26 protein-coding genes are annotated in these 26,751 nt (G+C 62.6%); 16 read left to right on the forward strand and 10 right to left on the reverse strand.

Annotated elements, in window-relative coordinates:
* Positions 1-109 precede the first annotated feature (109 nt).
* The 3 genes from gshB to rsmI are packed head-to-tail and all read right to left on the reverse strand — an operon-like array spanning position 110 to position 2,469.
* Positions 110-1,051 carry a glutathione synthase gene (gshB, locus tag AB8A27_RS25260; RefSeq protein ID WP_441244253.1) on the reverse strand — a complete coding sequence of 314 codons (942 nt, stop codon included), beginning with the start codon at positions 1,049-1,051 and terminating at the stop codon, positions 110-112.
* 55 nt (positions 1,052-1,106) lie between these two features.
* Positions 1,107-1,520 (reverse strand): YraN family protein, encoded by a 414-nt coding sequence (locus AB8A27_RS25265; protein ID WP_441244254.1) that lies wholly within the window; start codon positions 1,518-1,520, stop codon positions 1,107-1,109.
* Entirely contained in the window at positions 1,507-2,469 is a 963-nt protein-coding gene (gene rsmI / locus AB8A27_RS25270) for a 16S rRNA (cytidine(1402)-2'-O)-methyltransferase (RefSeq protein WP_441244255.1), read from the reverse strand. Before rsmI ends, AB8A27_RS25265 begins: the two co-directional genes overlap by 14 nt.
* Before the next feature lie 226 nt (positions 2,470-2,695).
* On the opposite strand from rsmI, the gene AB8A27_RS25275 reads away from it, so the two are divergent.
* Positions 2,696-3,922 (forward strand): penicillin-binding protein activator, encoded by a 1,227-nt coding sequence (locus tag AB8A27_RS25275; RefSeq protein ID WP_441244256.1) that lies wholly within the window; start codon positions 2,696-2,698, stop codon positions 3,920-3,922.
* 3 nt (positions 3,923-3,925) lie between these two features.
* On the opposite strand, the gene hemW is transcribed toward AB8A27_RS25275, so the two are convergent.
* From hemW to rph, 3 genes are all read right to left on the reverse strand, one after another.
* Positions 3,926-5,089: a radical SAM family heme chaperone HemW gene (gene hemW, locus AB8A27_RS25280; protein WP_441244257.1), complete on the reverse strand. Its 1,164-nt coding sequence runs from the start codon at positions 5,087-5,089 to the stop codon at positions 3,926-3,928.
* On the reverse strand, positions 5,076-5,717 hold the full coding sequence (rdgB, locus tag AB8A27_RS25285) for an RdgB/HAM1 family non-canonical purine NTP pyrophosphatase (RefSeq protein ID WP_441244258.1): 642 nt from the start codon (positions 5,715-5,717) through the stop codon (positions 5,076-5,078). Before rdgB ends, hemW begins: the two co-directional genes overlap by 14 nt.
* 104 nt (positions 5,718-5,821) lie before the next feature.
* Positions 5,822-6,544: a ribonuclease PH gene (gene rph / locus AB8A27_RS25290; RefSeq protein WP_441244259.1), complete on the reverse strand. Its 723-nt coding sequence runs from the start codon at positions 6,542-6,544 to the stop codon at positions 5,822-5,824.
* 154 nt (positions 6,545-6,698) lie between these two features.
* Between rph and hrcA the strand changes: the two genes are divergently transcribed.
* Positions 6,699-7,787 (forward strand): heat-inducible transcriptional repressor HrcA, encoded by a 1,089-nt coding sequence (gene hrcA, locus AB8A27_RS25295; RefSeq protein ID WP_441244260.1) that lies wholly within the window; start codon positions 6,699-6,701, stop codon positions 7,785-7,787.
* 116 nt (positions 7,788-7,903) lie between these two features.
* Positions 7,904-8,500 (forward strand): nucleotide exchange factor GrpE, encoded by a 597-nt coding sequence (gene grpE / locus AB8A27_RS25300; RefSeq protein WP_441244261.1) that lies wholly within the window; start codon positions 7,904-7,906, stop codon positions 8,498-8,500.
* 130 nt (positions 8,501-8,630) lie between these two features.
* Here grpE and pncA read toward each other — a convergent pair whose 3' ends face one another.
* Positions 8,631-9,347 (reverse strand): bifunctional nicotinamidase/pyrazinamidase, encoded by a 717-nt coding sequence (pncA, locus tag AB8A27_RS25305; protein WP_441244262.1) that lies wholly within the window; start codon positions 9,345-9,347, stop codon positions 8,631-8,633.
* Between the two features lie 163 nt (positions 9,348-9,510).
* Between pncA and AB8A27_RS25310 the strand changes: the two genes are divergently transcribed.
* On the forward strand, positions 9,511-11,058 hold the full coding sequence (locus AB8A27_RS25310) for a hypothetical protein (protein WP_441244263.1): 1,548 nt from the start codon (positions 9,511-9,513) through the stop codon (positions 11,056-11,058).
* Entirely contained in the window at positions 11,055-12,587 is a 1,533-nt protein-coding gene (locus AB8A27_RS25315) for a hypothetical protein (protein WP_441244264.1), read from the forward strand. The genes AB8A27_RS25310 and AB8A27_RS25315 overlap by 4 nt, the downstream gene beginning before the upstream one ends.
* A gap of 18 nt (positions 12,588-12,605) precedes the next feature.
* On the opposite strand, the gene AB8A27_RS25320 is transcribed toward AB8A27_RS25315, so the two are convergent.
* On the reverse strand, positions 12,606-13,550 hold the full coding sequence (locus AB8A27_RS25320) for a hypothetical protein (RefSeq protein WP_441244265.1): 945 nt from the start codon (positions 13,548-13,550) through the stop codon (positions 12,606-12,608).
* Between the two features lie 380 nt (positions 13,551-13,930).
* Between AB8A27_RS25320 and dnaK the strand changes: the two genes are divergently transcribed.
* From dnaK to AB8A27_RS25360, 8 genes are all read left to right on the forward strand, one after another.
* Positions 13,931-15,829, forward strand: coding sequence for a molecular chaperone DnaK (dnaK, locus tag AB8A27_RS25325; protein WP_092140891.1), 1,899 nt, complete (start codon positions 13,931-13,933; stop codon positions 15,827-15,829).
* 183 nt (positions 15,830-16,012) lie between these two features.
* Positions 16,013-17,155: a molecular chaperone DnaJ gene (gene dnaJ, locus AB8A27_RS25330; RefSeq protein WP_441244266.1), complete on the forward strand. Its 1,143-nt coding sequence runs from the start codon at positions 16,013-16,015 to the stop codon at positions 17,153-17,155.
* Positions 17,156-17,247: 92 nt separating this feature from the next.
* Positions 17,248-17,850 (forward strand): class I SAM-dependent methyltransferase, encoded by a 603-nt coding sequence (locus AB8A27_RS25335; RefSeq protein WP_441244267.1) that lies wholly within the window; start codon positions 17,248-17,250, stop codon positions 17,848-17,850.
* Positions 17,851-17,894: 44 nt separating this feature from the next.
* Entirely contained in the window at positions 17,895-18,473 is a 579-nt protein-coding gene (locus tag AB8A27_RS25340; protein WP_441244268.1) for an NADPH-dependent FMN reductase, read from the forward strand.
* 6 nt (positions 18,474-18,479) lie between these two features.
* On the forward strand, positions 18,480-19,196 hold the full coding sequence (gene pyrF / locus AB8A27_RS25345) for an orotidine-5'-phosphate decarboxylase (RefSeq protein ID WP_441244269.1): 717 nt from the start codon (positions 18,480-18,482) through the stop codon (positions 19,194-19,196).
* A 24-nt stretch (positions 19,197-19,220) separates the two neighbouring features.
* Positions 19,221-19,523 carry a DUF1330 domain-containing protein gene (locus AB8A27_RS25350; protein WP_441244270.1) on the forward strand — a complete coding sequence of 101 codons (303 nt, stop codon included), beginning with the start codon at positions 19,221-19,223 and terminating at the stop codon, positions 19,521-19,523.
* A gap of 134 nt (positions 19,524-19,657) precedes the next feature.
* On the forward strand, positions 19,658-20,473 hold the full coding sequence (gene dapB / locus AB8A27_RS25355) for a 4-hydroxy-tetrahydrodipicolinate reductase (RefSeq protein ID WP_092140881.1): 816 nt from the start codon (positions 19,658-19,660) through the stop codon (positions 20,471-20,473).
* 22 nt (positions 20,474-20,495) lie between these two features.
* Positions 20,496-21,119 carry a 2,3-bisphosphoglycerate-dependent phosphoglycerate mutase gene (locus tag AB8A27_RS25360; RefSeq protein WP_441244271.1) on the forward strand — a complete coding sequence of 208 codons (624 nt, stop codon included), beginning with the start codon at positions 20,496-20,498 and terminating at the stop codon, positions 21,117-21,119.
* Positions 21,120-21,145: 26 nt separating this feature from the next.
* On the opposite strand, the gene AB8A27_RS25365 is transcribed toward AB8A27_RS25360, so the two are convergent.
* Entirely contained in the window at positions 21,146-21,937 is a 792-nt protein-coding gene (locus AB8A27_RS25365) for an alpha/beta fold hydrolase (RefSeq protein WP_441244272.1), read from the reverse strand.
* 171 nt (positions 21,938-22,108) lie between these two features.
* Between AB8A27_RS25365 and AB8A27_RS25370 the strand changes: the two genes are divergently transcribed.
* The 3 genes from AB8A27_RS25370 to AB8A27_RS25380 all read left to right on the forward strand — a co-directional run bounded on the left by AB8A27_RS25370 (position 22,109) and on the right by AB8A27_RS25380 (position 25,728).
* Complete coding sequence (locus AB8A27_RS25370) at positions 22,109-22,759, forward strand: GntR family transcriptional regulator (RefSeq protein WP_441244273.1); 651 nt, start codon at positions 22,109-22,111, stop codon at positions 22,757-22,759.
* Positions 22,756-24,285: an aldehyde dehydrogenase gene (locus tag AB8A27_RS25375; RefSeq protein WP_441244274.1), complete on the forward strand. Its 1,530-nt coding sequence runs from the start codon at positions 22,756-22,758 to the stop codon at positions 24,283-24,285. Before AB8A27_RS25370 ends, AB8A27_RS25375 begins: the two co-directional genes overlap by 4 nt.
* 75 nt (positions 24,286-24,360) lie before the next feature.
* Positions 24,361-25,728: an MFS transporter gene (locus tag AB8A27_RS25380; RefSeq protein ID WP_441244275.1), complete on the forward strand. Its 1,368-nt coding sequence runs from the start codon at positions 24,361-24,363 to the stop codon at positions 25,726-25,728.
* A 77-nt stretch (positions 25,729-25,805) separates the two neighbouring features.
* Here the strand turns inward: AB8A27_RS25380 and AB8A27_RS25385 are convergent, their stop codons facing one another.
* Positions 25,806-26,687 (reverse strand): methylated-DNA--[protein]-cysteine S-methyltransferase, encoded by an 882-nt coding sequence (locus tag AB8A27_RS25385; protein WP_441244276.1) that lies wholly within the window; start codon positions 26,685-26,687, stop codon positions 25,806-25,808.
* Between the last annotated feature and the right edge of the window lie 64 nt (positions 26,688-26,751).

Consider the following 26,751-nt stretch of genomic DNA (forward strand, 5'->3'; position numbering starts at 1 on the left):
TGCCCTCAATGACTGGCAAGCAAAAGCAACGAGTGAAGAATTGCGACGAATGGAATTCAAATTGCCGCGTCGATGATTGCCGCGGCGCAGCGAATGACGTGGGTGGAGTTTATTTCCGCTTCGCTTCGATCACGTCCCAGACGCGTGCCGCCACATCCGGGCCGCCAAGCTTGGCGATGGCACGGATGCCCGTGGGCGATGTCACATTGATCTCGGTGAGATTGCCGTCGATGACATCGATGCCAACGAACAGCAGTCCGAGCTTGCGCAGTGCCGGTCCGACGCGTTCGCAGATCTCGCGTTCGCGCGGCGAAAGCTCCGTGGCCTTGGCGGCGCCGCCGCGCACCATGTTCGAGCGCAAATCATCTTCAGCCGGCACGCGGTTTACGGCGCCGGCGAATTCGCCGTCGATCAGGATGATGCGCTTGTCGCCATGCTTCACTTCGGGAAGGAAGCGCTGGATCACCCACTGCTCCTTGAAGGTCACGGAGAACAGATCGTAGAGCGAACCGAAATTCATGTCCTGCGGGAGCACGCGAAACACCGCTGCGCCGCCATGGCCATGCAGCGGCTTCATCACCACGGCACCGTGTTCGGCGCGGAAGGCATTGATCTCGTCCTTGTCGCGCGAGATCAGCGTTGGCGGCATCAGGTCCGAGAAGCCCATCACGAAGATCTTCTCCGGTGCGTTGCGCACGGAAGCCGGGTTATTGACCACTAGCGTCTTCGGGTGGATCCGTTCGAGGAGATGCGTTGAGGTGATGTAGGCGAGATCGAATGGTGGATCCTGCCGCAGCAACACGACGTCGAAGGATTCCATATTAACCCGGGTCGGTTCGCCGAGCGTGAAGTAGTCGCCCTCGACGTCGCGCACCGAAAGCGACTGCACCGGTGCCACCACGTCATTGCCGCGCAGCGAGAGCTTGTCCGGGGTGTAATAGGACAGTTTGTGACCGCGCTTCTGGGCTTCCAGCAGCATTGCGAAGGTCGAATCGCCCTTGTGATTGATGCGTGCGATGGGGTCCATCTGGACGGCGACGTTCAAGGTCATGTTGCAAGGTCCGGAATTATGGTCGGGGAGGCGAAAACTCAGGAAGATATTGAAGTCAGGAACTGGCGTCGAATGCCGCTAACAGATGGCGTGGCAAATGTCTCGGCGCAATCAGCACGACGTCAAAACGTAGGTCGAATTCCGCATATTCGGGACGGGCCATCAGCCAGCCCTGGGCGGCATTCATGATCCGGGCCTGCTGGCGCGGCGTTACCGCATAGGCGGCCTCGTCCAGGCTGGCGCGAGCCTTCACCTCGACAAAGGCGATCAGGTTGCGTTTCCTGGCGACGATATCGATCTCGCCATGGGGGGTGCGAAAGCGGCGGGCGAGGATGCGGTAGCCCTTGGCCAGCAGCAAAGCAGCGGCGCGGCTTTCGGCGGAGAGACCGGTGTTGAACGCTGCAACGCGTTCCGGCGCAGCCGGTGTGGCGGAGGGCTTCGATGCGGAGACTTTCTCAGTCTTCGCCATCGCCCGAATCTCTCTGACTTTGAATCTCCTTGGCCAGTTCCAGCGCGCGGGCATAGACGGCGCGGCGCGGCCGGCCGGACAGTTCGACCGCATGCGCTACGGCATCCTTCACGCTATCGCGCCGCAGCGAGCTGCGCAGCACGGCATCGAGATCGTCTTCGGTCATGGCCTGCGCGTCTGCGGCTGGTGGTCCGATGACGAGCACGAATTCACCGCGGGTCTCCAACCCATCTGCCTCCTTGGCCAGGTCGGCAATCGATCCGCGATTGATCTCTTCATGCATCTTGGTGAGTTCGCGGCAGATCGCAGCATCGCGATTACCCATGATATCGGCGAGGTCGGCCAGCGTGTCCTGCACGCGATTGCCGGACTCGAACATCACCAGCGTGGCATCGATGGCGGCCAACTCCGTCAGGCGCGACCGGCGCGCCATCTGACGTGACGGCAAGAAGCCCTCGAAGAAGAAACGGTCGGTCGGCAGGGCCGAGACGGCCAGCGCAGCCAGCACGGAGGAGGGGCCAGGCAGCGAGATCACGTTGAAGCCTGCTGCCGACACTTCGCGCACCAGCTTGAAGCCCGGATCGGAAATCAGCGGCGTGCCGGCATCCGACACCAGCGCGATGGATGCGCCCTCCGACAGTTTTTCGAGGATCTTCGGCCGCGCCTGTTCGGCATTGTGCTCGTGATACTGCTTGAGCGTACCGGTGATCCCGTAGCGCTCGGTCAGGCGGCGGGTGATGCGGGTGTCTTCACAGGCGATGATGTCGACCCCGGCCAAGGTCTCAAGTGCACGCAGGGTGATGTCGCCGAGATTGCCGATCGGCGTCGCCACGAGGTGCAGCCCCGGGACAGCTTTCGGTGCCATGAGCAGATGGCCGGAGACCGTGAAGGTCCGGGTCGATGGCGCCGCGGTGTCCGCAGATGATGAGGAGAGGGGTGTTGCACGCATGGCGACAATGTAGAGCGAATTGCGCCAAAGGGGGACAGCCGTTTTTCCGGCGTTTGGCCGTGGTTCATTCCCGCTGTGCTAATCTGGCTACGGTGACGAGGTATGGCCGAACATAAAGCTTTTGTTTTGGTTAACTTATCGCCGACAATATGTCTGAATCCGCGCCTCACACTATATACTGGGTGACGAGGCGGGCCGATGTGATGCGGCCGAAAGAAGAGAAGTGATGGCGGATCCGTTCGACCCCAAATCCGGGACCCAGGGCGCGACGTGGGGCGCAACACGGCGGACGGCTGTCGGCCTGCTGCTGGGCGCGCCGCTGCTCGGAGCCTGCGCGGGTGTGCAGTCCACGTTGACCAATGCCTTCGGCACCGGGCCGGCGTCGCCGTCAGGACCTCCCGCGGGGCCGGCGCAGCAGCCACAGTCTGTGGGCACTGGCGGCACCAAAGTGGGCCTGATCCTGCCTTTGTCAGCGTCGGGCAATGCCGGCGTCGCCGCGCAATCGATGAAGAATGCCGCCGAAATGGCGCTCGCCGAATTCCAGAATCCCAGCATTCAATTGCTGATCAAGGACGACAACGGCAGCGCGCAGGGCGCGCAACAGGCCGCTCAGCAGGCGCTCGACGAAGGTTCCGAAATCATTCTCGGGCCGCTGTTTGCACTGTCTGTGCCTGCTACGGCGCAGCTCACCCGCGCGCGCAACGTGCCGGTGATCGCCTTCTCGACCGATTCGAGCGTCGCTGGCCGCGGTGTTTACCTGCTCAGTTTCCTGCCCGAATCCGACGTCAATCGCATCGTCGATTACGCTGCGGGCACGGGTAAGCGCTCCTTTGCGGCGATGCTGCCCGAGAATGCCTATGGCAATGTCGTGGAAGTCGCCTTCAAGCAGGCCGTGGCGCGAAAGGGCGGCCGCATCGTTGCTTTTGAGCGCTATGGCGCGGATCGTTCCAGCGCAGCACGCAACATTGCAGCATCGCTCACCGGCGCCGACGCGCTCTTCATCGCAGACGATGGCGACGCAGTGGTCGCAACGGCCGATGCACTGACCGCGGCGGGTGCCAATCTGCGCAACGTGCAATTGCTCGGAACGGGCCTGTGGGACAATCCGCGCGTCTTCAACAGCGCGGCGTTGCAGGGTGGGCTCTACGCCGCGCCGGATCCTGCAGGGTTCCGTGCCTTCGCCGGTCGCTACCGCGCAAAATATGGCGGCGATCCCGTGCGCACGGCGACGCTCGCTTACGATGCCGTCGCGCTGGTGGCTGCCTTGGCGCGCACCCAGGGCGGACAGCGCTTCGCGCCTGAAACGCTCACCAATCCGTCCGGCTTTGCCGGCATCGATGGTCTGTTCCGGTTTCGCAGCGATGGCGGCAACGATCGCGGCCTCGCCGTGATGAAGGTTGCGTCCGGAGGTGGTCAAGCGGTGGCGGGCTCGCCGAAAAGCTTTGGCGCGTAGCGTTCAAGCCGCGAGGTCAGCGACCACCGCGTCTAGCACTGGAAATCCCTCCTGCGTCACGCGCAGGCGGCCATTCGCTTCGACGACGATCGCGCCTTCTTCGCGCAGGATGGCGATACGGTTCTCATCCAGCGCGCGACCGGAGAGCATCTGATAACGCGCGGGATCGATGCCCTCAGCGAGGCGCAGGCCCATCAGCAGATATTCGTCGGCACGTTCCTCGCTGTTGAGCAATTCATCGGATATTACGCCGTGGCCGTTGTCTTCCACGCGCATGACCCAGGCTTCCGGGCGTTTCTCGGTGGCGATGGCATGTCTGACACCGTCGATGTCGAGGCGGCCATGGGCACCAGGCCCGATGCCGGCATATTCCTGACCGCGCCAATAGACGAGGTTGTGCCTGCATTCTGCGCCAGGACGCGCGTGGTTGGAAATCTCGTAGAACGGCAAGCCCTGCTGCGCACAGACCTCCTGCGTCACGTCATAAAGCGTGCGCGCGAGGCCTTCGTCCGGTATCTTGAGTTTACCGGCAGCGTGCAGTCCGAAGAACGGCGTGCCTTCCTCGATGGTCAGTTGATACAGTGACAGATGTTCTGCGGCTTCCGAGATCGCGAGCTTGAGTTCGTCGGTCCACATCTGCGGGGTCTGGTCGGGACGCGCATAGATCAAATCGAATGAATACCGATCGAATGCGCTGCGCGCGATGGCCACCGCATCGAGCGCTTCACGCGCGCTATGCAGACGCCCCAGTGATTTCAGCGAAGCATCGTCGAGTGCCTGGACGCCCAGCGACACGCGATTGACGCCGGCCTCGCGATAGCCGTGAAAGCGCGTCGCATCGACAGAGGTCGGGTTGGCTTCGAGTGATACTTCGACGTCGGAGGCGACGTTCCAGTATTTGCCGATCGAGTCGAGAATCGCGCCGACGGTTTGCGGCTGCATCAGCGACGGCGTACCGCCGCCGAGAAAGATCGACGTCACGGTACGGCCGGGTGTGCGCGCTGCGGTGGTTTCGATCTCGCGCGCGAAGGCGCGTGCGAAGCGCACTTCATCGACGGCGTGATGACGGACATGACTGTTGAAGTCGCAATACGGACACTTCGACAGGCAGAACGGCCAGTGCACATAAACGCCGAATGCGTCTTGCTGTGCGTCAGCGTGGCTCAAGGCAGATCTCCGCGAGCTTCACGAATGCCCTGGCGCGATGCGACAGGCCCTCGCCGAGTGGTGGCAACCCGTGTTTTTCGACGGCGGTCATCTCGCCATAGGTGCGGGTGTGACCATCGGGCAGGAATGTCGGATCGTAGCCGAAGCCGGCGGTGCCGCGCGGCGGCCAGACCAGCGTGCCGTGTGCATGTGCCTCGACTTCTTCGACGTGACCGTCGGGCCATGCTACGCAGAGTGCCGAGACGAAATGTGCGGTGCGCTTCTCAGGCGTCGTCGCGCCGCGTTCCTGCAGCAGGCGTTCGATGCGCGTCATCGCCCCGGTGAAGTCCTTGGATTCACCAGCCCAGCGCGCCGAATAGATGCCGGGCGCGCCATCGAGGGCATTGACGACAAGGCCTGAATCGTCGGCGAAGGCCGGCAATTGCGCGACATTGGCCGCAGCAATCGCCTTGATCGCCGCATTGGCCTTGAAGGTATCGCCGGTCTCGTCGGGTTCGGGGAGGCCGAGTTCGCCGGCCGACACGGCCTCGATGCCGTAAGGGGCCAAGAGGTCGCGCATCTCGGCAAGCTTGCCGGGGTTGTGGGTGGCGATGACGAGCTTGCCAGTGATTCGACGATGTTGGGTCATGAAAAATAATACTCCGTCATGGCCGGGCTTGTCCCGGCCATCCACGTCTTCACGCGCGGCCAAGGCGCGGATGCCCGGCATGCGCCGGGCACGACGATCTCGATTCAGGTCACCGCCATCTTCTGTAATTCGACCAGCCGGCCGACGCCCTTCTGCGCCAGCGCCATCAGCTTCAGGAACTCGTCCTGCGTGAACGGCGTCTTTTCGGCGGTGCCCTGCACCTCGATGATGCGGCCATCGCCGGTCATCACGAAATTGGCGTCGGTGTCGGCTTCCGAATCCTCGGCGTAATCGAGATCGAGCACCGGGGTGCCCTGATGGATGCCGCAGGAGATTGCCGCGATATTGTCGCGCAGCACGTTGCCGCCGCCGTTCTTGAACATGTTGCGGGCTTTCATCCACGAAATGCAGTCGGCCAACGCAACCCACGCGCCGGTGATCGACGCGGTGCGGGTGCCTCCGTCGGCCTGGATCACGTCGCAATCGATAGTGATCTGGCGTTCGCCGAGTGCTTCGAGATCAACAGCAGCGCGGAGCGAACGGCCGATCAGTCGCTGGATTTCGACGGTACGGCCGCCCTGCTTGCCGGATGCGGCTTCGCGGCGGGTGCGTTCCAGCGTGGCGCGGGGCAGCATGCCGTATTCGGCAGTGACCCAGCCGCGGCCCTGGCCCTTGAGCCATGGCGGCAGCCGCTCTTCCAGCGTGGCGGTCACCAGCACATGGGTGTCGCCGAATTTCACCATGCAGGAGCCTTCGGCATATTTGACGACACCGCGTTCCAGCGACACGGCGCGCAGTTCATCGGGCGCACGACGGCTTGGCCGCATGAGAAAATCCTTCCAAATGTCCAGAGAAAGCCTGTTCGCGGTGCTTTTAGGGGCCACGGACCGTAGCGGCAAGGGCAGGGGCAGGTTCCACGCACGCAATGGTGCTTGTATCCGGCCCGCCGGAGCGACAAATTAGGTCCTCAAGGAGTTGCCTGTGGCCCACCACGATCCGATCGGCCTGATCTCGCCGCATGCCGGGCTCGCCCAGCTCAATGAGCGGTCGCGCGAGATTTTCCGGCAGATCGTCGAGAGTTATCTCGCTACCGGCGAACCTGTCGGTTCGCGCAATATTTCGCGCCTGATCACGGTTCCCCTGTCGCCGGCCTCGGTCCGCAACGTCATGTCGGACCTGGAGCAGCTTGGCCTCATCTACGCGCCGCATACCTCTGCCGGACGGCTGCCGACCGAACTCGGACTGCGATTTTTCGTCGATGCCCTGATGCAGGTCGGCGACCTCACTGAGCCGGAGCGGCAGTCGATCCAGCAGCAGCTGTCTTCGGTGGGTCGCTCGCAGACCGTGGAGGCGGCCCTCGGCGAGGCGCTGACGCGGCTGTCCGGCCTAACCCGCGCAGCGGCGGTAGTTTTGACCGCCAAGTCCAATGTGCGGTTGAAACACATCGAATTCGTCCGTCTGGAGCCCGAAAAGGCGCTGGTCGTGCTGGTGGCCGAAGACGGTCAGGTTGAAAATCGCGTCCTGACCCTGCCGCCCGGCGTGCCGTCATCAGCGCTGAACGAGGCCTCGAACTTCCTCAATGCCCGGATTCGCGGCCGGACGCTGGCCGAAGCCCGGCTGGAGCTGGAAACTGCGTTGGCCCAGAGCCAGATCGAGCTTGATCAACTGACCCAGAAGGTGATCGCCGCCGGCATCGCCAGCTGGTCGGGCGGCGAGAAGGACGATCGGCAGCTCATTGTGCGCGGCCAGGCCAATCTGCTCGAGGACCTGCACGCGCTGGAGGATTTGGAGCGTGTTCGCCACCTGTTCGACGATCTGGAAGCCAAGCGCGAGGTGATCGACCTTCTCGGCCGGGCGGAGACGGCCGAAGGTGTCCGCATCTTCATCGGCTCGGAAAACAAGCTGTTCTCACTGTCCGGCTCGTCCACGATCATTGCGCCCTATAGCGACGGCGCCGGCCATATTGTCGGCGTTCTCGGTGTCATCGGCCCGACCCGGCTGAATTATGCGCGGGTGATCCCGATGGTGGATTACGCGGCGCGCATCGTCAGCCGCATGCTCGGTGGCTGACAGGGCCGGTTCCAGATCCCGCATTCCGGCTGGTTGCGCTTGATTTTCGACGCTTAAACCCCGATATCCCGCTCAGCAATCCCACCATTTTGGCGTGTTTTTGAGAAGGCGGCGTGATGACTGATTCCAATGGGCAGAACGACAATCAGGACAAGACGGCAGCGGCCGCCGATCCGGTGGTCTCCAAGCCCTACATCATGCCGGACGATCCGGAACCGAATTCGGTCGAGGCTCTGACTAAGGAAGCCGCGGACGCGCGCGACAAGATGCTGCGCACGCTGGCGGAGATGGAAAATCTGCGCAAGCGGACCCAGAAGGAAGTCGCCGACGGCCGCACCTACGCGATTGCCAATTTCGCGCGCGACGTGCTCGACATTGCCGACAACCTGCAGCGCGCGCTCGACGCGATCCCGGCCGAAACCAAGGCGGCGGCCGATGCCGGTTTGAAGGCGTTGCTCGAAGGCGTCGAACTCACCGAGCGTTCGCTGCTCAACACGCTGGAAAAGAACGGCGTGAAGAAGTTCGATCCGTCGGGCGAGAAGTTCGATCCGAACTTCCAGCAGGCGATGTACGAAGTGCCGGATGCATCGGTGCCTGCGGGAACCGTCGTTCAGGTCGTGCAGGCCGGTTACACCATCGGCGAGCGCGTGCTGCGCCCGGCGCTGGTTGGCGTGTCGAAGGGCGGCGTCAAGGCTGCACCGGCTTCGGAGTAACAGCGTCTCTGGCTGTCATCACCCGCGAAAGCGGGTGATAACAGCACACGCTGCTGCCAGTGCAATACTACAAGTGCCGGTGATTACTGGGTCGCCCGATCAAGTCGGGCGACGACAGTGAGAGCATGGATCAAGCCGCCAGATCGCCCGATTGAATCCGCTTCACGCCGGCCTTGTTCATGTCGGCCCAGGCCTTGGCCAGCGAACCCTGCGTATCGATGCCGCGGCAGGCATCCTCGATCACATAGACATCGAAACCTGCTTTTCTCGCATCGAGGGCGGACCACGCGACACAGAAATCTGTGGCGAGACCGGCGATAAACACGCGCTGCAATTTGCGGGCTTTCAGATAGGCGGCGAGACCGGTGGTGGTCTTGCCGTCGGCCTCGGTGAAGGCCGAGTAGCTGTCGACGTCCTTGTTGAAGCCCTTGCGCAGGATCAGCTCGGTATGCGGGATGGCGAGATCCCTCGAGAGCGCAGCTCCTTCAGTGCCCTGCACACAGTGATCCGGCCATAGCACCTGCTTGCCGTATTTCACATCGGTGGTCTCAAACGGCTTCTTGCCGCTGTGGCTGGATGCGAAGGAGATATGGCCCGGCGTGTGCCAGTCCTGGGTCATCACCACGTCTGCGAATTTCTTGGCGATGCCGTTGATGACCGGCACGACCTTATCACCGTCCTTTACCGCAAGGCTGCCACCGGGCAGGAAGCAATTCTGCACGTCGATTATCAGCAGGACGGATGTGCGATCGAGGCTGACCTTGCCGGCAGCGGACAGTGTTTTGGGAGCTAGGCTGGTCATGGCCATGGTTCCAAGCCCTCCGAGAATTTGACGTCTGTTGAGCATCGTCGTCCCCCCGAGATTGAACCCTCACAGACAATCAGGTCGCGGTCATTGCGTAAAGCGGATCGTGGTGCGGGCGGCAGCCGCATTTCGGGCTGTCCGCGCAAGGGCTTGTTAATGCGCCTCTCCTAGTTTCGGCGGCAGCATTGCCTGAAAAGTTGAGCGCATGACGATCGATATCGGCCTGCGGCTTGCCCGAGGCCGGGCTGCCCAAAATCGGAATTTGATCGGTGAGGCTGCCGCTCCCCGTGCACAGCTTGCGTGGCCCTGGCTGATTGCCGGGTTGGCTGTGTGTGTGGTGATGCTCGGGCTGCGCTGGGCGCTGCCGTTTAATGTCGATGTAAGCTGGTGGCTGATCGTTGGTGAACGTGTGTTCGACGGTCAGCGGCTCTATCTGGATATTCTCGAGACCAATCCGCCGATGGCCGGATCGATCTATTTTCTCGGCGTGGCGCTGGCGCGCGTCACGGGCCTGCGGCCGGAAGCGGTGACCATTGCACTGATGCTGGCTCTGATGACGGCCTCGCTCGGACTGACATGGTGGCTGCTACGTAACTCAAAGCTGCCGGGTCGCTCTGCCGCCGGTGCGCTCGCTGTATGGGCCGTGGCGCTGCTCGGCATCCTGCCGATGTACGATTTCGGTCAGCGTGAACATCTCGCGCTGCTGTTCTTGATGCCGGCGCTTGCGGTCCTGATCCGCCGTGCCGGGAACGAGCCGGTGTCGACCGTTGCGATCGTCATCGCCGGGGTCAGCGCGGCCGTCACCATGAGCTTCAAACCGTATTTCGCGCTCGGTGTTGGCGCGGCCATCCTCGCCGCGACCTTGCAGGCGCGGCAGTGGCGCATTCTCGTCGCACCGGAAAACTGGATCGCCGGCGTGCTGGTCGTGGCCTATGCCGCCTGGATCTATGTATCGTTCCCGGCCTATTTCACGCAGATCTATCCCGTCGTCCGCGATGTCTATCTTTTACTGGCAGCGCCGTGGCTGGCCCTGGCGCTCAGTGGCGCCACGATGCTGTGGCTCGCTGCGGTACTCGCGGTGCTGCTGTTGCAACGCCGGCACAAGCCCGATGCCGCGGTCACCGTGTTGCTGGCAACCTCGTTCGGCTTTGCGGTGGCGTTCTTCGTCCAGCGCAAGGGATGGGGCTATCACGCCTTTCCCATGGTGGCGCTGTCGCTGATGGCGCTCGGCTATGCCGTTGCGGCGGTCGATCCTGTGACGGCACGCCTGCGCCGCCTACGCATCGCGGCATCGCTTGCGGCCGTTACGATCCTCGCTAACGCCTGCGTCTGGTTCAACGCCAGCGTCGATATCCGCAAACTCGAAGCTGCGGTCGCGAAGCTTGGACCACATCCGAAGATCATGATGCTGGGCGGCGCGGCAACCATCGCGCACCCGCTCGTGCGTGATGTCGGCGGTGTCTGGGTGTCGCGTCAGGAGGCATTCTTGATCCGGGAGATCGTTCGCCGTGCGCGTCAAGAACAGTCCTTCGATGCAGTGACTTCGGCGCGTCTCGATCGCCATGTCGCAACCGAGCGCGACGGGCTGGTCGCGGATTTCCGGGCGTCTTCGCCGGATGTGGTGCTGGTCGACAATCGCGACAGCGACTGGGGCGCTTGGGCGCAAGCTGATCCGGAACTGGCGCAGCTCCTGAAGCCCTATGCCCTGGTGCAGACCATCGACGGCATCGACATCCTGAAGAGGATGCCGTGACGCGCGCCACCACGCCGGGCGAAACCGCAAGTGCTGTTCTGCCCGGGCGGACGCTGCAGCGAAATCGTATCCTTCCGTGGCTCGCCGTCGTCGCGCTGCTGATCGTGGCGATCGTGCTGCGTCATGTTCTGGCGGCCAATACGGATGTAAGCTGGCTTCTGACCGTCGGCGAGCGCGTACTCGACGGCCAGCGCCTCTATATCGATATCATCGAGACCAATCCGCCGATGGCCGTCCTGGCCTATTTGCCGGGAATCGCCATCGCCCGCGCGCTCGGACTGGCTGCGGAGCGCGTGACCGATGCGCTGGTCTTTATCGGCATCGCCGTGTCGCTGCTGCTCAGCGCTCGCATTCTGTCGCGCGCGTCGGTTCTCGGTGTCGCGCAAGGTTGGCCGCTGGCGCTGCTGGCAATTGCACTGCTGGCCGTGCTGCCGACGCAGACTTTCGGTCAGCGCGAACATATTGCGCTGATCGCCATGCTGCCGATGCTGGCTGTATTGGCGTGCCGCATAAAGCACAGCACACCATCATGGCCCGCGGCCATCGCAGCCGGCATCGGCGCGGCGATTGCGCTGTCGTTCAAGCCCTATTTCGCGATAGCCCTGCTCGGCGCGCTGGTCGCGGAGGCTGTCTCCACGCGGTTATCGTGGCGCGTCCTGCTGCGGCCGGAATATCTGACGCTCGCCGTCGCGCTGGCGCTCTACGCCGCTGTCGTCATTGGGCTGTTTCCGGAATTCCTGACGGTAGTCGGGCCGATGGTCCGCGATGTTTATCTTCAGGTGCAGCAGCCGGTCATGACGCTGCTGGAAAAGCCGGCAGTGACACTATGGGCCACCGCGTTGCTCGCGGCTGTGGTGCTCAAACGGCGCGCCGGCGTCGATGGTCCGTTCGTTTTGCTACTGGCGACCTCGGCCGGCTTTGCCGCTGGTTTTGTTTTGCAGGGCAAAGGCTGGCCCTACCATTCATACCCAATGATTGCGCTCGCACTGCTTGCTTTTGGCTATGCGCGTATGACCTATCTGCCGGTTACCAGGACGGATCGTCTGTTCGGCGTCGGCGCGGTCATCCTGCCGGTGCTGCTGTTCATACGCTCCATGTTATGGTTCGACACCGCCTTCGATGCGCGCCCACTGCAGGAGAAAATCTCGCAACTGGGACCGCGTCCTGTCATTCTTGCTATCTCCGCCGAGCCGGGCATCGGACATCCTCTTGTGCGCGCGGTCGGCGGAACATGGGTTTTGCGGCAGCAAGGCCTGTGGATCGCTGCCTATCACGCGGTCCTGCGCAGCAGAGGCGGAGTAAGTCCTGCACAAGATCGACTGCTCGAGGCCTATGCCGCGCGTGAGCGCACGATGCTGATCGAGGATATCAAGAAAAGACCACCGACCCTGGTGCTGGTGGATGACCTCACCGGCGGCGGCTCGGAATGGCTAAAAGCGCATCCCGACGTCGCTGATCTGTTAAAGGATTTTCGCGTCGTGGCCACCATCAACAAGGTGACGCTTCTTACGCAAAGCCATAAGCCCTGAAGCCGATGTTGTGCTGCGTCAGCGCGGCTCGATGCCGTCGCGCACGGCGCGGAAGCGTGGAAACGCCTTGGCCCAGTCATCGCGCGGAGCGCTTGCAATAATGCGCATGGTGATTTTGCCGCCACCGAAGCGCAGCCACTGCACCACGCTGACGGGCGTGTTGTTCTTGCCGCTGACCGCGTCGATGCGCGTCTCATAGCCGGGCATACCGTCGATCCGCTGCGGCTCCGACATGGTGATGCGGCCTTCGCGCAGGCCTGGGATCGTGCCTGCAGCCTGCTGGGCGAAGCGGCCGCGGTCGTCCGGCTTTTCCGGTGCCGAGGCAAGGCTGCCGATCACCATGAAAGGACTCGTTTCGATACTGTTCTCGTCGGTCGAGTCGGCCAGCAACAAAGCGGCGCCCGGCGCCAGCGTACGGACGGTCTTGAAGTCGCTCATTTCGGCGACCTTGAACGGCATCAGGCCGAGCTGCTCGGCCAGCGGCACTTCCTTGCGCACCACAACGGACGAGAACATCTGGCGCACCGCGTCGTCGGTATAGATCTTCTGGGCATTTTCCGGAACCTGTACGGCGACATAGCCTGAGAAGGTTCCGCCGCCGACGATCATCGAATAGCGCCTGACATTACCGGTCGCGTCCTTCGCGTTCTCGATCGTGTAGAAGGCCTTTCCGGCCGTGGTCTCGATGGTCTCGGGCTTAGCGACCATACCTGCCGGATTGGCCTTGAACGCGGTCTCAACCTCGTTGAAGGCGGCCCCTGGCAATTCGGTCATGAGCACCTTGACGCCCTGGTCGGAGGTCTCGAAGCCGACAAAGGTCTTTGCCGGGGCAAGGCCAACCAACGGGGACAGCCCCACGCGGACACCCGGCGGGAAGACGGGGTCAGCCGCCAAAGCGGGGCGGTGGACCGCCGAAATGGCCGTCAGCATGGTCAAAGCGAACAGAGGCGCAGCGTGTTTCATGAAAAATCTACTGGGTTTGCATTGAGGCTGTTCGATGGTGCGGGGCTCCGGCCTTGGCCGCCGCGCGCCCGGCCGGAACGAGCGTTCACGGTTGCCCTGTTCCGCCAACAGATCAAGCCATAAATCCGTTCCCGGCGCCGCCCGCGCCGATCCGTCGCGTATGGGCGAAACAACCGCCAAGGGTCTGTTTCACCAATTATTAATTTCGCGCGATGGTCGTGTTTTCATGGGGCTGGAGTGTGCCAGATGCCTTGCGGCCACCACCCCCCCTCCTATATGAGGCCTACCGTCGCAATATCGCGAATAGTTGATGTTTGGGGGTTGGGAGCGGGGTGCCGTCAGGGCCCAGCCAACCTGCCGCAGAAAAAGGATATGAGAGCATGGGAAAGGTCATCGGTATCGACCTCGGTACGACGAATTCCTGCGTCGCCGTCATGGATGGCAAAACGCCGAAGGTCATCGAGAACGCAGAAGGCATGCGCACCACGCCGTCCATCGTGGCTTTTACCGATGATGGCGAGCGCCTCGTCGGTCAGCCGGCCAAGCGCCAGGCAGTTACCAATCCCGAGCGCACCATTTTTGCGGTCAAGCGCCTGATCGGCCGCCGCTATGACGATCCGACCGTCGAGAAGGACAAGAAGCTCGTCCCCTACAAGATTGCCAAGGCTGGCAATGGCGACGCCTGGGTCGAAGTCGACGGTAAAACCTATTCGCCCTCGCAGATCTCCGCCTTCACGCTGCAGAAGATGAAGGAAACCGCGGAGGCTCATCTCGGCCAGAAGGTCGAGCAGGCCGTCATCACCGTGCCCGCCTACTTCAACGACGCCCAGCGTCAGGCCACCAAGGACGCCGGCAAGATCGCCGGCCTCGAAGTGCTGCGCATCATCAACGAACCGACTGCGGCTGCGCTCGCTTACGGCCTCGACAAGTCGAAGTCCGGCACCATCGCTGTGTACGACCTCGGCGGCGGCACCTTCGACGTCTCGATCCTCGAGATCGGCGACGGCGTGTTCGAAGTGAAGTCCACCAACGGCGATACGTTCCTCGGCGGTGAAGATTTCGACATGCGCCTGGTCGGCTACCTCGCCGACGAGTTCAAGAAGGAGCAGGGCATCGACCTGCGCAACGACAAGCTGGCTCTGCAGCGCCTGAAGGAAGCTGCAGAAAAGGCGAAGATCGAGCTGTCGTCGACGACCCAGACCGAAATCAACCTGCCGTTCATCACGGCGGATGCATCCGGTCCGAAGCATCTGACGCTGAAGCTGACCCGCGCCAAGTTTGAAGCGCTGGTCGACGATCTCGTGCAGAAGACCATCGAACCTTGCCGCAAGGCGCTCAAGGATGCCGGCCTCACCGCCGGTGAAATCGGCGAAGTGGTTCTGGTCGGCGGTATGATCCGCATGCCCAAGATCCAGGAAGTCGTGAAGCAGTTCTTCGGCAAGGAGCCCCACAAGGGCGTTAACCCGGACGAAGTCGTGGCCATCGGCGCCGCCATTCAGGCCGGCGTGCTGCAGGGCGACGTCAAGGACGTGCTGCTGCTCGACGTGACTCCGCTGTCACTGGGCATCGAGACGCTGGGTGGCGTGTTCACCCGCATCATCGAGCGCAACACGACGATCCCGACCAAGAAGAGCCAGGTGTTCTCGACGGCCGAAGACAACCAGAACGCCGTCACCATCCGGGTCTTCCAGGGTGAGCGCGAAATGGCGGCCGACAACAAGCCGCTTGGCCAGTTCGATCTGATGGGCATTCCGCCGGCTCCGCGCGGCATGCCGCAGGTCGAGGTGACCTTCGACATCGACGCCAACGGCATTGTCAACGTGTCGGCGAAGGACAAGGCAACCAACAAGGAACAGCAGATCCGGATCCAGGCATCTGGCGGTCTGTCCGAGTCGGACATCCAGAAGATGGTCAAGGACGCCGAGGCCAACGCTGCCGACGACAAGAAGCGTCGTGAGGCTGTCGATGCCAAGAATCACGGCGATGCCCTCGTGCATTCGACCGAGAAGGCTCTGGGCGAGCATGGCGACAAGGTCGGTGAGACCGAGCGCCGCGCTATCGAGGATGCCATGAGCGACCTGAAGGAAGCTCTGAAGGGCGATGATGCCGAGGCGATCAAGGCCAAGACCAATACGCTGGCGCAGGCTTCGATGAAGCTCGGCGAAGCGATGTACGCCCAGCAGGCCGAGGCTGACGCCAAGCGCGATGCTGAGAAGGATGACGTGGTCGACGCCGAGTTCACGGAAGTCGATGACGACAAGCCGAAGAAGTCGGCCTGATAGGCGAGCGGAACAATGACCCTCATCCTGAGTAGCGCGGTGCGCGTCTCGAAGGATGAGGGTTGTTTTTTGTCAGGCGGGCCTTGTTAGGCAAGTTTTGTTAGTACGGGAGTAGCATCTTCAGCGATGCGTTCTTCTGGGATGCTCCTCGGGATGAGGACCAATTTCGGGCGGATCTGACCGATGTCCACCAAGCAATGTTATTACGAGACGCTGGAAGTCGAGCGCGGCGCGAATGATGCGACCCTGAAGACGTCGTTTCGCAAGCTTGCGATGAAGTGGCATCCGGACAAGAATCCAGGCGATGCCGCCGCTGAAGTGAAGTTCAAGGAAATTGCCGAGGCCTACGACGTTCTCAAGGACGGCGACAAGCGCGCGGCCTATGACCGTTATGGCCATGCGGCCTTCGAACAGGGCAATGGCGGCGGTGGTGGTCCGGGCTTCGGATCCGGCTTCGCCTCCTCCTTCTCCGACATTTTCGAAGATCTGTTCGGCATGGCCGGGCAGCGCGGTGGTGGCCGCGGCGGCGGCCGCGAGCGCGGGGCAGATCTTCGCTACAATATGGAAATCACGCTGGAGGAAGCTTACTCCGGCAAGACCGCACAGATCGAGATTCCAGTCGCGGTGACCTGCGAAGCCTGCTCCGGCACCGGCGCCAAGGCCGGCACCAAGCCGAAGGCCTGTTCGACCTGCGGCGGCGCCGGTCGCGTCCGCCAGGCCCAGGGCTTCTTCACGCTGGAAAGGACCTGCCCGAGCTGTCAGGGCCGCGGTCAGATGATCGAGGATCCGTGCCCGAGCTGTTCCGGCGCCGGCCGCGTCGAGCGCGAGCGCACGCTCTCGGTCAACATTCCGGCGGGCGTCGAAGACGGCACCCGCATTCGTCTCGCCAATGAAGGTGAAGCCGGTGCGCGCGGCGGCCCGTCGGGCGATCTCTATATTTTCCTGTCGCTGGCCTCACACGACTTCTTCCAGCGCGATGGCGCGGACCTGCATTGCCGCGTGCCGATCTCGATGGTAACCGCGGCGCTGGGCGGCGAATTCGAAGTGCCGACCATCGAAGGCGGGCGCAACAAGGTCAAGGTTCCCTCGGGTACCCAGTCCGGGCGCCGCTTCCGCGTTTCGTCGAAAGGCATGCCTGTGCTGCGCTCGCGCCAGACCGGCGACATGTATGTCCAGGTCGTCGTGGAAACGCCGCAGAACCTGACGAAAAAGCAGCAGGAGCTGTTGGCCGAATTCGAGAAACTATCTTCGGGTGCAACGCAACCTGAAGCCGCGGGTTTCTTCACTAAGGTCAAGGACTTCTTCGGAACGCGGACAGGCTCCTGACGTTGGAAGCTTGACCGTTTCCATTGTTGCCTATACCTCTTTATGACGAAATTCTGACGTTCCGCACGTTCCGCGGTCTGCCTGGAAGCGACATGCCTCTGCACTCGTCCGCGCGTACGTTGAAGAAGCCGCTCCGTCTCGACGACGAGGTCCGCTTCCTCCGTTCATGGATCGATAAGCCGCTGCATATGGGCGCGGTGATGCCGTCGGGCAAAGCTCTTGCCCGCACCATGGCGCAATATGTCGATAATGACACGACCGGTCCGGTCATCGAACTTGGACCCGGCACCGGCGCGATCACCTCTGCGCTGGTTGCGCACGGGGTGGACCAAAAGCGTCTGGTGCTCGTCGAATTCAACCCCACCTTTTGCGCGCTGCTGCGCGAGCGCTACCCGCAGGCGACGATCGTTCAGGGTGACGCCTACGCATTGCGCGATACGCTGTGGGACGTGTTGAAAGAACCCGCCTCCGCCGTTGTCTCCGGCCTGCCGCTGGTTACCAAGCCGATGCTGACGCGCCTCAAGCTGATCCGCGATGCCTTTACGGCCATGTCGCCGAACGCGCCCTTCGTGCAATTCACCTATTCGGTGGCGCCGCCGATCCCGAAATCGCTGCCCGGCGTGTCCACAGAGGCCTCCGAGCGGATCTGGATGAATCTTCCGCCGGCCCGCGTCTGGGTGTATCGCAAACGCTAGTGCCGGCCGCGATCGCGCGGCGGCTTCGCCCGACGATCGGAATCATGGCCGCGATCAAGATCCTCGTTATTCCCGGCTCGCTGCGCACAGGATCGCTGAATGCGAAACTGGCGGCCGTCGCCGTCGATGCGCTGGTTCGCGCCGATGTCGACGTCAGCAGGATTTCACTCGGCGACTTTCCGCTGCCGATCTATGACGGCGATCTCGAGAGCAATTCCGGCGTGCCGAAACATGCGCTCGATCTGAAGCGCATGATATCGGCGCATCATGGTGTGCTGATCGTGACGCCCGAATACAATGCGTCGCTGCCGCCGCTGGTGAAGAACACGATCGACTGGGTCTCGCGCGTGGAAGACACGCATGAGAGCAAGGGCCAAGTGTTTCGGGAGCGGCCGTTTGCGATCGCTGCGGCGTCGAATGGCCGGCTCGGTGGTACGCGTTGCCTGCAGGCGCTCCGGCTGGTGCTGTCGGCCTGCCGCGCGACTGTGATCCCGAATCAGCTGACACTGGCATTCGCGAGCGAAGCCTATGACGATATGGACCGGCTGAAACACGCCGCTGACAAGGATGCGATGACGGCGATGGTGCGCCAGCTCATCGATGTCGCGCAGCAGATGAAGTGAGATGACATGACGTTGCAGACCATTGACCCTCGCGATCGCCTGATCGTTGCGCTCGATTTGCCGGATGTTGACGCTGCCGAAGCGATGATCGCGCGGCTCGGCGACAGCGTGACTTTCTACAAGATCGGCTATCAGCTTGGTTATGCCGGTGGCCTGCCGCTGGTGCGCAAGCTCGCCGATGCCGGCAAGAAGGTGTTCGCCGACCTCAAGATGCACGACATCGGCAACACCGTCGCGCGCGGTGTGGAAAGCGTGGCGAAGCTCGGCGCGACCTTCCTCACCGTACATGGTTATCCGCAGACCATGCAGGCGGCGGCTAATGCCAGCAAGGGTTCCGGCCTGAAGATCCTCGCCGTGACCGTGCTGACCTCTTACGACAACGAGGATCTGAAAGCTGCGGGCTATCAGCTCGGTGTCAGCGATCTCGTCGCCGCGCGCGCGCAGCAGGCGCAGGCGCTCGGTATCGATGGCCTCGTCTGCTCGCCGGAAGAGGCGGCGAACCTGCGCAAGCATATCAAGCCCGAGATGTGTCTGGTCACGCCCGGTGTGCGCCCTGCGGGCAGTGACGTGGGCGATCAGAAGCGGATCATGACTCCGGCACGCGCGATTGCCGAAGGTTCGGACTATCTGGTGGTCGGTCGCCCGGTCATGGAAGCCGCCGATCCGAAGGCTGCCGCCGAGGCAATAGTCGCCGAAATCACGCAGGCGCTGGCGAGCAAGTAAGAACGGGACAGGGAGAGCTACAAGATGGCCAAGGCTTACTGGATTGCGCGTGCCGACGTGCACAATATGGACGGTTACAAGCAGTACGTGGCCGAGAACGGCCCGGTCTTCAATAAATTCGGGGCCAAATTCCTGGTGCGCGGCGGTCAGTTCGAGGCCAAGGAAGGCACCTCGCGGTCGCGCAATGTCGTGCTCGAATTCAGGGACTACGCGACCGCACTGGCCTGTTATAATTCGCCGGAATACCAGCGACTGGTGGCGATGCGCAGCCCGCATGGCGAGAGCGACCTCGTGATCATCGAGGGGTATGACGGTCCGCAGCCTTGAGCGAACAAGCCTTGAGCCGCTGGGCCTTAAGCATGTGTCTGATCTAATTGGTATCTAAGGACTTTAGGTACCGTGGCGTGTTGCCGCCGTGGCAGCGCGCCGCTATACCGCCTTGAGATACTGAGGATCGTTCAATGTCCGATATGAGACTGATCGTTGCTGGCGCTGGTGGCCGAATGGGCCGCGCCCTGATCCGCACCATTTCCGAAACCCCCGGCGCTGTCGTGTCCGGTGCGCTCGAGGCGCCCGGCTCGGAGCTGCTTGGACAGGATGCCGGCGTGCTCGCCGGCCTGCCCGAGAACGGCGTCAAACTCTCAGCTGATCTCTGGACGCTGTCGAAGGATGCCGATGGCATTCTTGATTTCACGGTTCCCGCGGCAACCATCGCCAATGTCGCGATCGCAGCCCAGCGCGGCCTCGTCCATGTGATCGGCACTACCGGCCTGTCGGCGTCGGATAACGCGGTGATCAAGAGCGTGACCGGCCAGGCCATCGTCGTGCAGTCAGGCAATATGAGCCTTGGCGTCAATCTGCTTGCCGCGCTGGTGAAGCGCGTCGCGCAGTCGCTCGATGACGGCTTCGACATCGAGGTGCTGGAGATGCACCACAAGGCCAAGATCGATGCACCATCGGGCACGGCTTTCATGCTGGGTCAGGCTGCTGCCGAGGGCCGCAAGATTCCGCTCGAGCAACATTCGGCCCGTGGCCGCGATGGTCTCACGGGTGCGCGCAAGACCGGCGATATCGGCTTTGCCTCGCTGCGCGGCGGCACTGTCGCGGGCGATCATACGGTGATCTTCGCCGGTCCCCATGAGCGCATCGAGCTGTCGCACAAGGCCGAGGATCGCATGATCTTCGCCCATGGTGCGCTGAAGGCGGCGATGTGGGCGCATGGAAAAAAGCCCGGTTTGTATTCGATGGCTGACGTGCTCGGCCTTGGTGAAATGTAAGAAGAACGAAACGGAATTCTCGATGAACGAACGTCTTCTCGTCCTCGTCCGTCATGGACAGAGCGAATGGAATCTGAAGAACCTTTTCACCGGCTGGAAAGATCCTGATCTCACCGAGAAGGGCGTCGCAGAGGCCAAGGAAGCGGGCCGCAAGCTGAAGGCGCAGGGTTTGACCTTCGATGTCGCGTTCACCTCGGCGCTGACCCGCGCGCAGCACACGCTGAAGCTTGCGCTGACCGAGATGGGCCAGACCGGGATTCCCGTCACGAAGAACCTGGCGCTCAACGAGCGCGATTACGGCGACCTCTCCGGCCTCAATAAGGACGATGCCCGCGCCAAATGGGGCGAGGAGCAGGTCCATGTCTGGCGCCGTTCCTATGACGTGCCGCCGCCTGGTGGCGAGAGCCTGAAGGATACGCTGGCGCGCACGCTGCCGTATTTCGTGCAGGAGATCCTGCCTTGCGTGCTGCGCGGCGAACGCACGCTGGTCGCTGCGCACGGGAATTCACTGCGCGCGCTGATCATGGTGCTGGAGAAGCTGACGCCGGAAGGCATTCTGGCCCGCGAACTGGCGACCGGCGCGCCGGTGATCTACCGGCTCAATGCCGATGCGACAGTAGCGTCGAAACTCGATCTGGCGGGTTGATCGACGCGTTCGGTTGCGTGGCGCGGTTAGCGTGCCACCGCAACCGATACGAAATCCGAGATCGCATCGAGAAAGACGTCCGGCTTCTGCAATTGCGGGACATGCGCGCAGCCCGGAAGCACGATCAGCCGTGCATCAGGTAGTCCGGCAGCAAGCTCTCTGGACATCGGTGGTGGCGTCGCTTCATCGTGCTCGCCGACCAGCACCAACACCGGCGCTTTGACGGTGCCGATCTCGGGGCGCAGATCCAGCGTCGCCAGGGACTCGCACGCACTCTGAAACACAGCGGGATCGGTGCGCAGAAAGGCCTCGCGGCGATCGCGCATCAAGTCCGGATTCTGCTCCTGAAATTCAGGTGCGAACAGACGTCGCATCGCGACATCGGTGACTGCCGCCAATCCCTTGGTCGATGCTGCCGTCGCCATGTTGCGGAACGCCTCACGACCGGGTTCGGAAAATGCCGCGCCGCAATCGGCGAGAACCAGACGGCCTACGATGTCGGGATGGCGGATCGCCATCTGCAAGGCGACGAAGCCGCCATAGCCGTTGCCGAGCACAATCGTGTCCGCACTGTCGCCGCAGTCCCTGACGGCCTCCGCCATGCGGTCAGCCACCGCCGCCAATCCGCCGCTTGCGGCGTCTGATCCCCCAAAGCCTGGCAATTCGGGAACAACGACACGGTGGGTCTTGGCCAGTGACGGCACGATCCGATCGAAGCTTGCCCGGTCAGACAGCAGCGAGTGAAGCAGCACGATGGCCGGTCCTTCGCCAAATTGCGCTGCATTGACGGTGCCGTTTGCCAAGCGCCGATCTGCCATTTTTGCCTCTCCCGTCAAAAGCTTCCAGGCCGCAGCCTGCTCGGCTGTCGCATCCTGCCTGCCCTGTTGTGTCCCGGACCGGAACCCAAAAGCAAGCCCCGATCTCGGAAATCTGACTTGACGTGATATTTCACGAGATGCATCCTACGGAAGGAATCAGAGGAAAAATCCGTGCTTCTCAGGGACAATGTCTACAATAGCCTCAGGTCTGATATCCTTATGTGTCGCTTTTTGCCAGGCGATGATATGCGAGAGCAGGAACTTGCGGAGCGCTATGCGGTCAGCCGGCAGCCCGTACGCGAGGCTTTGCTGCGGCTGGAGCGGGAGCATCTCGTGACGGTGCAGCCGCGCCAGGGTTACCGGGTCAATCCGATCTCGATCTCGGACGCCCGGGACCTGTTGCGGTTTCGCTATGCGGTCGAGCCGGCCTGTGTGTCGGAGGCGATCGAGCAGGCCTCGGACGACATCCTGCGCGGGTTGGACCAGTACCGGTCGTTCGACGGCTCAGCGGAAGATTTCATCGACTACAACCGCGCCTTCCACATCGCGCTGGCAGAGGCGTCCGGCAACCGGCGCATGGCGTCGGCCGCGCGCGATCTGATCGAACAGGCCGACCGGCTGGTGCGCGTGAGCATCGCCAACGTCAAGGGCCGCGATCACATGCAGCTGGTTGGCGAGCACGTCAGCCTGATCGACGCCATGCAGCGCCGTGATCAACGCGGCGCGGCGCGCATTATCAAGGCCCACATCGAGAAAACAGAAAAGCGCGTGCTGCCTGCCTTGGCGCGTAACGCGATCATCGTCGAAGGGAGAGATCTATGAACATTCCAGCAAAAACCGGCTCCATCGATGTCGAGATTCACGGCAACTTCGTCGACGGCCGTGAGGTCGAAGCCGGCAATGGCGAGATGATCGATGTGCGCAACCCGGCTACGGGCGACGTCATCGCACGAATCCCCAATTCGACCGCGGCCGATATCGATCATGCGATGAAGAGCGCGCGTGCGGCTTTCGAAGGACGCGCCTGGGGCGGCATGGATACGCGCGCCCGCGCGCGCCTCATCAACAAGCTTGCCGATGCCTTCGAGGCTAATCTCGATACGCTGTACCGGCTGGAAACGTTGAACAACGGCCGTCCGGTCAACGAGACTCGGGCGCAGCTTGCGCGTCTCCCTGATTTCTTCCGCTATTTCGCTGGCGTTGCCCTGGCGCGGCGCGATTCGGTCATCCCGGTCGAAGGCGCGTATCTCAACTACACACTGCGCACGCCAATCGGGATCGTGGCGAACTGTACGCCGTTCAATCATCCGCTGATGATCCTGTGCAAGTCGCTGGCGGTCGTGTTGGCCACCGGCTGCGTGACGGTCGTGAAGCCTTCGGAATACACGCCCCTGACCACGCTGAAGCTCGCGCAAATCTTCACCGAAGCCGGCCTGCCCCCGGGTGTATTCAATATCGTGCTGGGCTACGGCCCAAGTGCCGGCAAGATGTTGTCCGAACATCCCGACATCAACAAGCTGGTGTTGACCGGCGGCACCGAGGCCGGGCGCGTCGCCGGTGCTTCGGCAGCAAAAGTCTTCGCGCATCAGACCATGGAGCTCGGCGGCAAGACGCCCGTTATGGTGTTCGATGATTTCGATGTCGATCAGGCGGTCAATTATGCCGCTTTCGGCGCATTCATCGGTGCTGGCCAGACTTGCGTCTGCGCTTCCAGGCATATCGTGCAGGCCTCGATCTACGACGAGTTCGTCGCGAAGCTGCAGGCCAAGACGAAGTCTATCCGCATCGGCGATCCTTTCGATCCCAACACGCAGCTCGGTCCGGTGATCTCGGCGCGCCAGCGCGACCGCGTGCTTTCCTATGCGCGCTTCGGTCACGAAGACGGTGCCCGGCTGGTTGCTGGTGGCGTTGCGGCAAAGATAGCCGGTCACGAAAACGGGTTCTTCGTGGAGCCCACGGTGTTCGCCGATGTCCGGTCGGACATGCGCATCTTCCAGGAAGAGGTGTTCGGCCCGTTCACATCCGTCACGCCGTTCAAGGACGAGGCCGATGCGTTGCGTCTGGCCAATGATTCCCCGTTCGGACTTGCAGCGGCCATTCGCACCCGTGATGTCGCGCGCGCGCATCGCGTGGCCGGCCGCGTCAAGGCGGGTATCGTCTGGGTCAATGATCACCATCGCCTTGACCCGGCATCGCCCTGGGGCGGTGTGGACGACAGCGGCATCGGCCGCGAATGCGGCACCGAAAGCTTCGACGATCACTTCAACACCAAGAGCGTGATGGTCGCGACGGGCGACGGCCCGTTCGACTGGTATCGCGACACGGCGGGGCAGAAGCGACTGAACTAGCGCGAAGCGATCGCCAGAAGATCCCCGAAGAGGGACGGCGTCAACCGATACGGAAACACACAGGGAGAGACGACGATGCCGACATCAGTAAATGCAGGCGGCCGGCTGGACCGGCTGCCGATTGGACCGTTCCACTACCGCATCATGACGTTGATCGGGATTGGAATGTTCTTCGACGGCTTTGACATTTACATCGCAGGAACGGTGCTGGGCGTGACGCTCAAGAGCGGCTTCTCGACGCTCGCCGAGAATGCGCTGTTCATTTCGGCCACGTTCTTCGGAATGATGCTCGGCTCGTTCGGCACCGGCTTTCTCGGTGATCGCTTTGGCCGTCGGTTCTCCTACCAATTCAATCTGCTGCTATTCGGCGTGGCATCGCTTGCGGCAGCATTCGCACCGAACATGACCATTCTGATCCTGTGCCGCTTTGTAATGGGCCTCGGGCTCGGTGCTGAAAACGTGGTCGGCTACTCGACGATGACCGAGTTCGTTCCGGCGCGTTCGCGCGGCAGGTATCTGGGGCTGATGGCCGTCTGCGTCGTCAGTGGCCTGCCGGTGGCGCTGCTGGTGGCCTCGTTCGTGGTGCCGATGTTCGGATGGCGCGCTATGTTCGTGCTCGGCGGTATCGGTGCGCTGGTGGTCTGGTATATGCGCAAGAACCTGCCGGAGTCGCCGCGCTGGCTCGAGGCTGTCGGTCGCCGCGAGGAGGCTGAGGCGCTCATGCAGAAGATCGAGAGTGAGGCGGCTCAAGGCAAGCCGCTGCCGCCGGTGACCACGATCCCGACCGTGCAGGCGTCCGGCCAGTTGTCATCGCTGTTCGTGCCGCCACTGCTGTCGCGCATGATCGTCGGTTCGGTCTGCCTGATCACCATCAACACATTGCTGTATGGCTTCGTGACCTGGCTGCCGGTGTTCTTCATCAAACAGGGATTGAGCGTCGCGACCTCGTTCAGTTACTCGCTGCTGATGGCGCTGGGTGCTCCGGTCGGCTCGGCCATTGGTGCGCTGACGGCGGATCGTTGGGGTCGCAAGCCGACCATCATCGGTTCGTCGCTGATCGCGGTGGTGCTGGGCATCATCTATCCGATGATTTCGGACCCGCTGCTGCTGCCAGCGGTGGGCTTCGCGCTCACGATCCCGATCTATGTGCTGGTTGCGCTGTTGTTCGGCATCTACATCCCCGAACTGTTTCCCACTGAAGTGCGTCTGCGGGCGTCGGGGATCGTCAATACGCTGGGGCGCGGGGCCACCATCGTGACGCCGTTCCTGGTGGTAACCCTGTTCGAGGCGCGCGGCGTCGCCGGCGTGATGGCGCTGATGATCGGACTTCTGGTCCTGCAGATCATCACTGTATGGGCGCTGGGTATCGAGCCCCGCAATCGCAGTCTCGAGGAAATGAAGCCAGATGAGGCGGCAGTGCCGGTGCTGAAGGAAGTTTCCTGATCATCGCGATCCAGCAGGTCGCGTCCATCTCGCGGCCTGCCGGTTACAGAAGTTACGGCCAGCGTCTCTTCCCGTCCTTAGCTCGCCCCGACCTGTCCGGCCTCCCAGCCGATCATCGCCTGTTTGCGGGTGATGCCCCAGTGATAGCCGGTCAGCGCGCCAGATTTGCCGATCGCGCGGTGGCACGGCACCACGAAAGAGATCGGGTTGCGGCCCACCGCACCGCCAACGGCGCGTGAGGCTTTCGGCTTGTCGATCTTGCAGGCGATATCCGAATAGCTGACGGCGCGGCCCATCGGAATCTTCAGCAGCGTTTCCCAGACGCGGACTTCGAAATCTGTGCCGATCAGTACCACGCGCAGCGGCTGGTCCGGGCGCCACAGTTTGGTATCGAAAATGCGCCGTGCCAGTGGTGCGGTCGCTTCCATATCTTCGATGAGCGTCGCGGCTGGCCAGCGGCGGGCCATGTCGGCAAAGCCTGTCCGCTCCTCACCGGGATCGGAGAAAGCGAGACCCGCAAGGCCGCGGTCGCTGGCGATCACGATGGCTGTGCCGAACGGCGAGGGATGGAAACCGTAGCGCAATTCCATACCGGCGCCGCCGGTTTTCCATTCTCCCGGCGACATCGCTTCATGGGTGACGAACAAATCGTGCAGCCGGCCCGGGCCCGACAGGCCGGAGTCGAGCGCCGCATCGAGCACACTGGCGGAATCGCGCAGCAGGTGCTTGGCGTGATCGAGCGTCAGCGCCTGCATGAACGCTTTCGGTGTCAGTCCGGCCCAGCGGCGGAACAGGTGGTGCAACTCGTCCGGCGTCACGCTCGCGGCGTCAGCCACGGCCTCGATGTTCGGCTGGTCCCGCCACTGTGAATGCATGAAACCGATAGCACGGCGCACGGAATCGTAATCGCGCAGGGCCGCGTCGCGCTGGCCCGGCTTGATCGGGCGATGCTCAGTCATCGCTAGGTCTCTGGCAAGATTCATCATGATATCGATGTAGGCCTGCCCCGGGGCGCAAACCACC

This window comes from Tardiphaga sp. 768_D3_N2_1 (genome assembly GCF_052076105.1).
Taxonomy (GTDB): domain Bacteria; phylum Pseudomonadota; class Alphaproteobacteria; order Rhizobiales; family Xanthobacteraceae; genus Tardiphaga.